This window comes from Turicibacter sp. HGF1, assembly GCF_000191865.1.
In the GTDB taxonomy this organism is placed as follows: Bacteria; Bacillota_I; Bacilli_A; order MOL361; family Turicibacteraceae; genus Turicibacter; species Turicibacter sanguinis.
The window spans coordinates 1-9,550 of record NZ_AEXQ01000061.1 but is presented as its reverse complement, the minus strand read 5'-3'; the positions used below and the strand labels follow the sequence as shown (position 1 = coordinate 9,550).

Here is a 9,550-nt window from a genome sequence, read left to right as displayed (position 1 = left end):
ATTGTTATTAATAAACGCGTTCTACTTTACCTGATTTTAATGCGCGAGCAGAAACGTATACTTTTTTAGGTTTACCGTTTACTAAGATTTTAACTTTTTGAACGTTAGACTTCCAAGTACGTTTTGAAGAGTTCATTGCATGAGAACGAGCGTTTCCTGTTGTCGTACGACGTCCTGTAATTGTACAAACACGAGCCATAGTCAAACCTCCTTACTTCACTAACTATCTAAGACTCATATTAATTTATCACATTTTTTATAAATTATCAAGTTTTTTTGAAATAATTGCAGAGAATAGTATTGTTTCCGTTGTTTTAGTCGCCTTGATTGACATTTTTCATTTGTCATGGTGTATAATATATAGTAAAATGATATCAAGAATATAGCGATGAGGGAGGTTTGTCAATCATGACAGTCCAAATTAAAAATGAATATGGTCGAATCGACATTTCAAGAGATGCCCTTTCTACAGTCATCGGAAATGCTACAACAGAATGTTATGGTGTTGTGGGGATGGCTTCAAAGAATTTTGTTAAAGATGGATTAGCCGTTGTTTTAGGTAAAGAGAACTATAGTAAAGGTGTTACATTACGCGCCGATGACAATAATAAGTTAATCGTTGATTTATATGTAATTGTTGGAATTGGAATTAAAGTATCAGAAGTATGTTTTGAAATTCAGAAAAAAGTTCAGTATGTGATCGAAAAAACTTTTGGAGAACATGTTAAAGAAGTTAATGTGTTTGTGCAAGGTGTTAAAGGTTTAGATCGCTAGGAGGAGTATTGTTCATGTCGTTGAAACAGATAAATGGTATCGTATTTAAACAAATGGTAATAAATGGAGCTAATAACTTAGCCAACAAATCTAAATATGTTGACCAATTAAACGTATTCCCTGTTCCGGATGGAGATACAGGAACAAATATGAGTATGACTATGACTGCGGGAGCAAAAGAGTTAGTTTCTTTAAATGAAGCCTCAATTGGAAAAGTAGCAAAAGTTTTATCACGTGGTTTATTAATGGGTGCCCGTGGAAACTCAGGTGTTATTTTATCACAATTATTTAGAGGATTTGCTACAGGTCTTGAGGGGAAAGACGAAGCGAGTATTGAAGAGATTGCTTTTGCACTTGAAAGTGGTGTTAAAACAGCTTATAAAGCAGTTATGAAGCCAGTTGAAGGAACTATTTTAACTGTTGCTCGTGAATCGGCTGAAGCTGCTGTTTGCAAATATGAAACAGTTGAGACCATCACTGATTTATATGAACTAGTCGTAAATGAAATGCAAATTTCATTGGATCGTACACCAGATCTTTTACCTGTTTTAAAAGAGGTAGGCGTTGTTGATAGTGGTGGACAAGGGTTAACATATATTTTTGAAGGATTCTTAAAAGCTTTAAAAGGTGAAGTAATTAATTTAGAACAAGTATCTGAAACGACACAAGAATCAGCTCAAATGGCATTAAGCAGTGATGAAATTGAATTTGGATATTGTACAGAGTTCATTTTACGTTTAGATGAGGAACGCACTCCATTTAAAGAAGAAGTTTTCCGCGGACGTTTGGAAAAGTTAGGAAATTCGATTGTCGTTGTTCAAGATGAAGACATTGTTAAAGTTCATGTTCATACCTTAACACCAGGAGAAGCTTTAACATTAGCACAAAAACATGGTGAATTTGTGAAGTTAAAGATTGAAAATATGACAGAACAACACAATGAAATTATCGGACAAAATAGTTCTGAACCGGCTATGCCAGCGACAAAAGAACAAGTGGAATATGGAATTATTTCAGTTGTTGCAGGTGAAGGGATTAAGCACTTATTTGAGGAACAAGGATGTCATTATGTGATTGAAGGTGGACAGACAATGAATCCATCAACAGAAGACTTCTTAAAGGCAATTGATGAATTAAATGCAAAAAATATTATTATTTTACCAAATAATAGTAATATTATCATGGCAGCTAATCAAGCGGCTCAAGTAACAGAAGATATTAATGTTGTTGTTATTCCGTCAAAAACAATTCCACAAGGTTATACATCATTAATTATGTTTAATGAAAATGCATCTGTTACTGAAAATACTGAAGTAATGACACAAGCTATTACAGAAGTAAAATCAGGACAAGTTACATATGCTGTTCGTGATACACAAATGAATGGTGTTGACATTAAGGAAAATGATTTTATCGGAATTTTAGATAAAGATATTGTTGTATCAGTACCAGATCGTTTTGAAAGTGCTTGTGCTTTAGTTGATAAAATGATTGATGAAGATAGTGAAATTGTAACGATCATTTACGGTGAAGGAACAGATGAAGATGAAGCTGATGAATTAGCAGAGTACATTGAAAACAAATATGATGACGTAGAAGTAACGATTTTCAATGGAGAACAACCTGTTTATTCATACATTATCTCAGTTGAGTAATAGAATGAGATTTGAGACGTGTTAATCATTTAACACGTCTTTTTTCATATTTAAATTGACACTTTATGATACAATATAAGAAAAAATGATGATTTGAAAGGGTGTGAGAAAATGTCATTAAATGAAATTTTAGTTACAGAAGTTAAAGGGGTCGGCAAAGCAATGGTTGAAAAGTTGGCTCAACTTAAAATTGTGACGGTAAAAGATTTATTAGAGTATTTTCCCTATCGCTATGAAAATTATGAATTGATTGATATTCATCACGCCATGCATGAAGAAAAAATTACCGTTGAAGCAAAAGTCATTACAGCTTGTAGTGTTCAATATTATGGAAAAATGAAGGCTCGTATGAGTTTTAATGTGTTAGTTAATCATGAAGTCGTTAAAGTCGTTGTCTTTAATCGTCAATTTTTAAAAAATCAATTAAAGTTAGATACTTTAATTACCGTGACGGGAAAATGGGATTTAGGACGTAAGGTAATTACAGCGACAGATATTATCATTGGGAGTGCAGAGGGAAGAGGAATTGAGCCAGTTTATTCTTTAAAGGAAATTCCAACTAAAACATTTAAAAAAATAGTAAAAGCAGCCTATGAACAATTTCACTCACTGATTAATGATGATCTTCCACTCGACTTGCAACAATCTTATCGATTAATTTCATATAAGGATGCTGTATCATTTGCCCATTTTCCAAAGAATAAAGAACAAGTACGTCAAGTTGAACGCCGTATTAAATATGAGGAATTATTGAAGTTTCAGCTTAAAATTCAATATTTACGTCATCAAACGAAACATGAAAAAGTAGGGGCGAATAAATGTTTTGATGAGATGAAAGTGGAGCAATTCATTCATCAATTGCCGTTTCAATTAACAGAGGCACAGTTGACTGTATTATCTGAAATCAAAACAGACTTAATGAGTCCCACTCGGATGAATCGATTACTACAAGGGGATGTAGGTTCAGGAAAAACAGTTGTAGCAGCTGTGAGCTTATTTATGACAATGTTAGCTGGTTTTCAGACGGCTTTAATGGTTCCAACTGAAATACTTGGGCAACAACATTATAAATCATTTTGTGAGCTCTTTTCCCCGTTTAAAGAGGTAAACATAGAGTTTTTAAGTAGCTCGGTTAAAGGGAAACGACGACGTGAAATTTTAGAAAAGTTAAGACAAGGTGAAATTAATCTGCTCGTTGGAACTCATGCGATTATTCAACAAGAAGTTGTCTTTCAAAATTTAGGACTTGTCATAACGGATGAACAGCATCGTTTTGGAGTCAATCAGCGAAAAATGTTACGTGAAAAAGGTGAATTTGTAGATGTATTGATGATGACAGCAACGCCAATTCCAAGAACGCTTGCAATTTCAGCTTTTGGTGATATGGATGTTTCAACGATTACTCAAATGCCTAAAGGGCGTAAACCTGTTGAAACCTATTTAATTGATAGTGGAAAGTTAGATCGGGCATTAAATTTTATTCAAGATGAGATTTTAAGTAAAGGTCAACAGGCGTATGTTATTACCCCACTAATTGAGGAATCTGAAGCGATGGATGTACAAAATGCGGTAGAAGTGTATCATTTGTGGCAACACCATTTTCAGGGACGGGCAAAGGTCGGATTAATGCATGGACGTTTGTCTCAAGCTGAAAAAGATGCTGTAATGGATGATTTCGTGGCGAATCGTTCTCAAATTTTAATTTCAACGACTGTGATTGAGGTTGGAGTAAACGTTCCAAATGCCAATTTGATGCTCATTTATGATGCCCACCGATTTGGATTATCGCAATTACATCAGTTAAGGGGACGTGTTGGACGTGGAAGTGAACAGGCCTATTGTCTATTGATGAGTGATATTAAAAATGAAGCGAGCTTAGAGAGACTAACAATTATGACTCAGACAACGAATGGCTTTGAAATATCAGAAGCTGATTTAAAACTTCGTGGTCCTGGAGATTTCTTTGGGGAGAAGCAGTCAGGGGTTCCAGTGTTTAAAATGGCGGATTTAGTACAAGATTTTAATATTTTACAAGTTGCGATGCAAGATGCTTATCGTTTAGTCAGTTCAGATGAATTTAAACAAAATAATTTATATTTACCACTACGCGATTATATCGAATCAACGGTGGCCAATGAGATGCATCAATTTGATTAAAATCAGAAAAGTTAGGTGTCGAAAACCTTTGAAATAGTTTATAATGGTAATAGTTGTTTTTTTATAAGATGAATGAATGCTAAGGAATTAGCGTCAATGAATGAGGTGACATGAAATGTTTAAAATAGGATTAGACGCCATGGGTGGCGATTTTGCTCCAGAACAACCAGTATTAGGTGCTTATGAAGCAGTGGAAAAATTTAATGATATTGAGATTTTGTTATATGGGCAAGCGGATGAAATAAAAAAATATATGAAGGAACCACACGAGCGTATTAAAATCGTTCATTGTGAAGAAGTGATTCCGATGGATATTAAAGATCCTGCCATGGCCATTCGAAAATATAAAGATTCTTCAATGGTACGTGCTTGTAAAGATGCTAAAGCTGGTGAAATTGATGCGGTTGTTTCAGCAGGAGCTACAGGTGCGTTAATTGCAGCGGGAACGTTGGTTGTAAAACGTTTGAAAGAAGTGGAGCGTCCAGCCTTAGCTCCTGTTATGCCGACGATTAAAGCAAATAAATATACGATTTTATGTGATGCTGGAGCAACAAGTGAGGCCAAACCTCAATATTTATATCAGAATGCGAAAATTACTTCAATTTATGCCAAAGAAGTGTTACATATTCAAAACCCAAGTGTTGCTTTATTAAATATTGGAACAGAAGAAGGAAAAGGAACAGACCTTCAAAAAGAAGCATTTAAATTGATTCAAGGGGATTCTTCGATTAACTTCGTTGGAAATATGGAAGGAAAAACAATGATTTCTGGTGAAGTAGATATCATTGTGGCAGATGGATACTCTGGAAATATTGCTTTAAAAGCGGTAGAAGGGACTTCAAAATCAGTCTTTTCATTATTAAAAGAAGAATTAATGTCTTCAACACGAGGAAAAGTAGGGGCTTTAATTTTAAAACCAATTTTTAGCCGTATTAAAAAGCGAATGGATGCTTCAGAGGTAGGGGGAGCAATGTTACTTGGGGTAACAGCACCTGTTATCAAAGCTCACGGATCATCGGATTCTCTTGCTATAATGAATGCGATTCGTCAAGCACGTGAAGCTGTTTCACAAGATGTCGTGAATAAAATTAGTCAAGCATTGAGAGAAAATGTTGAATAGTCATCTGATTTGCAGTTGAAAATAGATGTAGAAATGTCTTGTTACTTCTATTTTCGTCGAAAACACTCGACTCTTTACGAATCTCTTGTGAAAAGCCTGGAAAAGGGTTATAATTATTTGGAATTTGAATGGAGGTGAAATATTTTGGCATATTTAGATCAATTAGCGGAGTTTTTAAAAGAAAATAAGATTGCGTTTCGTCAACTAGATCGTTATTGTCAGGCTTTTACTCACTCATCGTACGTTAATGAACATCGCCATTTAAAAATTGAAGATAATGAGCGATTAGAATATCTAGGAGATGCGGTCTTAGAATTAACAGTCTCAAACTACCTTTTTAATTTAAAACCTTCTCTTTCAGAAGGTGAAATGACGAAGATTCGTGCCCAACTTGTCTGTGAGCCATCACTTGAGTCTTATGCTCGTAATTTAAACTTAGGAAAGTTAATGTTATTGGGGCGTGGTGAAGAAAATTCTGGAGGTCGTGAACGTCCAACGGTTTTAGCTGATGCGTTTGAAGCATTTGTTGGGGCGATGTATCTTGATTTAGGAATGGACACGGTTTACTCATTTGTTCATGAGATTATTCATAAAGCTTACCAACAAGGTGAAGTGACACAAGTATTTGATTATAAAAGTACGTTACAAGAACTTGTGCAAGCAGATTCTAAAAAAGCAATTGAATATCGTATTATTTCTGAGACAGGTCCAGCTCATAATCGTTCATTTGAAGCTATTGTTTTATTGGATGGGATTACGCTTGGACGTGGAATTGGAAAAACTAAAAAAGAAGCTGAACAACAAGCAGCTAAAGGTGCAATAGAGATTCTAGCGAAGAATCATGAAAAAAAATAATCTATTGTTAAAGAGATTAGTCTAGATTTGTGTTTAATAGCAATAAATAGTTACCTAGATAATCGGAACCTTTGTATCCAATACATTTACGTGTTAAGGCTGATGAAAGAAATATTGAAACCATTTTTGTAAATATCTAGATGAATGATAGGAAGGAAGAATGCAAAACTTTATTTGTTTAAAGTATGGTTTTGCTTTCTTCTTTTTGTTTTTTACAAGGAGGAGTTATTGTGGGTTATTTTGTTGTAACGGGAGCTTCATCAGGGATAGGAGAAGCCATTTGTTATGCACTTGCAAAACGTGGGTATTCACTAATTTTAGTAGCAAGAAGAGAAGAGTTATTAAAACAATTAAAATCTGATATTTTAAAAAAATATAAAGTGAAAGTTGAAGTGATGCCGTTTGATTTATCGGATATGAAGCAAACGGAATTGCTCTATGAGGCTTGTCAGATTTATTCTATCGAGGGTTTAATTAATAATGCAGGATTTGGATTATTTGGTGACTTTATCGAGATAAACTTAGAGAATGAATTAAATATGATTGATTTAAATATTAAAAGTTTACATCTTTTGAGTAAATTATTTTTAAAAGATTTTGTGGAGCAAGATAAGGGATATCTGATGAATGTCGCTTCAACTGCAGCCTTTCAATCTGGTCCCTTAATGGCGAGTTATTATGCTACAAAAGGGTATGTCTTACAATTAACAGAAGCCATTTCTTATGAGCTACAGATGAAGAAATCAAACGTTAAGGTAAGTGTTTTATGTCCAGGTCCAGTTGATACAGATTTTCAAAAACGTGCACATATTCAGGTGGCATCAACTAAAATTAAAACAGCAGAAGAAGTGGCTGAAATTGCAGTTGCAGGCATGTTAAAAGGAAAAGAAGTCATTGTTCCAGGAATGATTAATCGATTTTTGTTATTTTTTAATCGTTTTATTCCAAGAAAATGGGGCCGTATGCTCGTTTATCGAAATCAATTGAAAAAACAAAAGTAATCCAACTATTTTATTAGTCATAAATTGTGTTTCTAGCTAATACAATCATCATTAAGAGGTGAGAGTATGAAAGTAAGGCTAGGGACAGTTGAGGATATCGATTTAATTGTTCGTTTAAATAATGAACTCAATCAAATGATGTCCAAGTTGCAACCGGATGATTTTAAAAAAATAAGTGAAGATATCGATTGGGTGCAGCAGTATTTATTGAATGAGAAAGCAGATTATCTATTGTTAGAAGATGAAGGTGAAATTCGGGGACTTGCTCTTGTTGAGCAATTAGAATCAATTGATCTTCCATCTTTACTCAAGCGTCATTATGTTTATTTAGTACATTTAGTTGTGGATCCTTTATATAGAGGATGTGGATATGGACATGAATTATTTAAGGCGGCTAAGGATTGGGGGAAAGACCGTCAATTAGAGTATATTGAGCTAAGTGTATTAGCTAATAATCAGGCAGCCTTAATGTTTTATGAAAAAGAAGGTTTGATGAATGTTCGAAATGTGATGAGAACCCCGATCAAATAAAGTAAGGATGAAAGGTAACTCAAGAGAACTCGATTATCTTTCATTCTTGAATAGTAATGTTTGTTAATAATTAACAGATATTTGGTTGACGAAGAAAATGATGTAGAGTATAATATTAAATAAGATAATAAATGTAAATCTTATGCGCTTGTAGCTCAATTGGATAGAGCATCTGACTTCGGATCAGAGGGTTGTGGGTTCGACTCCTGCCAGGCGCGCCATTTTTATTTGTTAATCATAGACTACTTATTTAGGTGGTCTTTTTTTGTTCATAAAAAGGCACTCTCATGGGAGTGCCTTTTTAAATGGTCATGACGATTCCAAATCTTGAAAGATAGTCTTGATGTTGTTTAAAGTTCACATCATACATCCCAACCTTACGCCAGAAAGAGCGGTCATGGTTCATATGAAAAATATGACATAGCTCGTGAATAACAACGTAATCAATCACTTCAATTGGGGCCATAGACAGTTTATAGTTGAATGTAAGTTGCTTGTTAGAATCACAAGTTCCCCATGTTTTAGGGGAGTCTACCACAGTGACGTTTTTAGCTTTGACGCCAATGATTTTTTCAAAATGTTGAACACGTTTTTTTATGATCTTTTTCGTTTGAGTGGTATAAAATTGTTGTAGTTGCTTTTGAATTTCTTTCTCTGACTCAGGTATTTCTGGAATGAGTTGATTAAGATGATAACCTTTTCCAAGATAGAGGAAAATTTCTTCTTTATCGTAGGATTTTTCGTTTGAGATATATTTTCGATTCTCTATCTTTTCTTGAACTTTTAGTAACAGATTAGCGTTTGAATTCATAAATTCATGGATAGCTTGTTCCGATGTTTTTTGAGGTACCTTCAAGGTGATATGTCCCTCTGGTGTTATATCTAGCACCATTTTTTTTCGTTTTCCATATTGAATATCAAATATAATTGATTTGTTCTTAATTGTGATTTGCATAGTAGGTCTCCGGTATTTAATTAAAGAATATAACTTATTATATCACACAATCCGAAGGGATTGAGAGGTGGATTCAAGTGATAAAAAGTTTAAAGAAATTGGATTCTTTTTTATCATAAAACTTTTTTTTAAGCATATGGTTAATTGTAGCTCAAAATACACGGTGTTCATTGAATCACCAATCCAAAAACTAATCATACTAAAAGGAGAGGTTAAATATGTGGGAACATACTCAAGAGGGAGTCGCAAGAAAATTTGAAACAAGAGGAAAAGAAGAAGTAATCGTTGAGATTAAAACAAAACAAGGGATTGCTGTGATTAAGTATCCTAACTATGAACAAGTGATTTGCGGGATTCGAGATAATAAAGTGAAAATTTGGAATGATCTTTTATTTGATCCGGTAACTTATCATCAAATTAAATCACAGATGACGGCACTTTGTGTCAAAAAAGAACAGCATCAAATAAAAATGCGACAAAACGTCGTTAATATAATAAAAAA

10 protein-coding genes and 1 tRNA gene are annotated in these 9,550 nt (G+C 34.0%); 9 read left to right on the top strand and 2 right to left on the bottom strand.

Annotated elements, in window-relative coordinates; all coding sequences use genetic code 11:
- Positions 1 to 7 precede the first annotated feature (7 nt).
- Positions 8 to 199, bottom strand: a complete 192-nt coding sequence (gene rpmB / locus HMPREF9402_RS05985) for a 50S ribosomal protein L28 (RefSeq protein WP_006785135.1) — start codon at positions 197 to 199, stop codon at positions 8 to 10.
- A gap of 209 nt (positions 200 to 408) precedes the next feature.
- Here rpmB and HMPREF9402_RS05980 point away from each other — a divergent pair, with 209 nt between their 5' ends.
- The 8 genes from HMPREF9402_RS05980 (at position 409) to HMPREF9402_RS05945 (ending at position 8,314) form a co-directional block, all read left to right on the top strand.
- Positions 409 to 774, top strand: a complete 366-nt coding sequence (locus tag HMPREF9402_RS05980; RefSeq protein WP_006785134.1) for an Asp23/Gls24 family envelope stress response protein — start codon at positions 409 to 411, stop codon at positions 772 to 774.
- A 14-nt stretch (positions 775 to 788) separates the two neighbouring features.
- Positions 789 to 2,429 (top strand): DAK2 domain-containing protein, encoded by a 1,641-nt coding sequence (locus HMPREF9402_RS05975; protein WP_006785133.1) that lies wholly within the window; start codon positions 789 to 791, stop codon positions 2,427 to 2,429.
- 111 nt (positions 2,430 to 2,540) lie between these two features.
- Complete coding sequence (gene recG / locus HMPREF9402_RS05970; protein WP_006785132.1) at positions 2,541 to 4,586, top strand: ATP-dependent DNA helicase RecG; 2,046 nt, start codon at positions 2,541 to 2,543, stop codon at positions 4,584 to 4,586.
- 115 nt (positions 4,587 to 4,701) lie between these two features.
- A complete protein-coding gene (gene plsX, locus HMPREF9402_RS05965; protein WP_009606840.1) occupies positions 4,702 to 5,706 on the top strand; it encodes a phosphate acyltransferase PlsX in 1,005 nt (334 codons plus the stop codon).
- Positions 5,707 to 5,850: 144 nt separating this feature from the next.
- Positions 5,851 to 6,561, top strand: a complete 711-nt coding sequence (gene rnc, locus HMPREF9402_RS05960) for a ribonuclease III (RefSeq protein ID WP_006785130.1) — start codon at positions 5,851 to 5,853, stop codon at positions 6,559 to 6,561.
- Between the two features lie 230 nt (positions 6,562 to 6,791).
- Complete coding sequence (locus HMPREF9402_RS05955; protein WP_006785129.1) at positions 6,792 to 7,562, top strand: SDR family NAD(P)-dependent oxidoreductase; 771 nt, start codon at positions 6,792 to 6,794, stop codon at positions 7,560 to 7,562.
- Positions 7,563 to 7,628: 66 nt separating this feature from the next.
- Positions 7,629 to 8,093: a GNAT family N-acetyltransferase gene (locus tag HMPREF9402_RS05950; RefSeq protein ID WP_009606838.1), complete on the top strand. Its 465-nt coding sequence runs from the start codon at positions 7,629 to 7,631 to the stop codon at positions 8,091 to 8,093.
- 144 nt (positions 8,094 to 8,237) lie between these two features.
- Positions 8,238 to 8,314: transfer RNA gene (locus HMPREF9402_RS05945), tRNA-Arg, on the top strand.
- Positions 8,315 to 8,394: 80 nt separating this feature from the next.
- Here HMPREF9402_RS05945 and HMPREF9402_RS05940 read toward each other — a convergent pair.
- Positions 8,395 to 9,048 carry a M48 family metallopeptidase gene (locus HMPREF9402_RS05940; protein ID WP_006785127.1) on the bottom strand — a complete coding sequence of 218 codons (654 nt, stop codon included), beginning with the start codon at positions 9,046 to 9,048 and terminating at the stop codon, positions 8,395 to 8,397.
- 218 nt (positions 9,049 to 9,266) lie between these two features.
- On the opposite strand from HMPREF9402_RS05940, the gene HMPREF9402_RS05935 reads away from it, so the two are divergent.
- Positions 9,267 to 9,550, top strand: a 284-nt coding sequence (locus HMPREF9402_RS05935; protein WP_009606839.1) for a hypothetical protein, incomplete at its 3' end; no start/stop codon positions are given.

Excerpts from the sequence above, each read along its gene's own strand:
- rpmB (WP_006785135.1), bottom strand. The coding sequence starts at position 199 with ATGGCTCGTGTTTGTACAATTACAGGACGTCGTACGACAACAGGAAAC.
- HMPREF9402_RS05980 (WP_006785134.1), top strand. The coding sequence starts at position 409 with ATGACAGTCCAAATTAAAAATGAATATGGTCGAATCGACATTTCAAGA.
- HMPREF9402_RS05975 (WP_006785133.1), top strand. The coding sequence starts at position 789 with ATGTCGTTGAAACAGATAAATGGTATCGTATTTAAACAAATGGTAATA.
- recG (WP_006785132.1), top strand. The coding sequence starts at position 2,541 with ATGTCATTAAATGAAATTTTAGTTACAGAAGTTAAAGGGGTCGGCAAA.
- plsX (WP_009606840.1), top strand. The coding sequence starts at position 4,702 with ATGTTTAAAATAGGATTAGACGCCATGGGTGGCGATTTTGCTCCAGAA.
- HMPREF9402_RS05950 (WP_009606838.1), top strand. The coding sequence starts at position 7,629 with ATGAAAGTAAGGCTAGGGACAGTTGAGGATATCGATTTAATTGTTCGT.
- HMPREF9402_RS05940 (WP_006785127.1), bottom strand. The coding sequence starts at position 9,048 with ATGCAAATCACAATTAAGAACAAATCAATTATATTTGATATTCAATAT.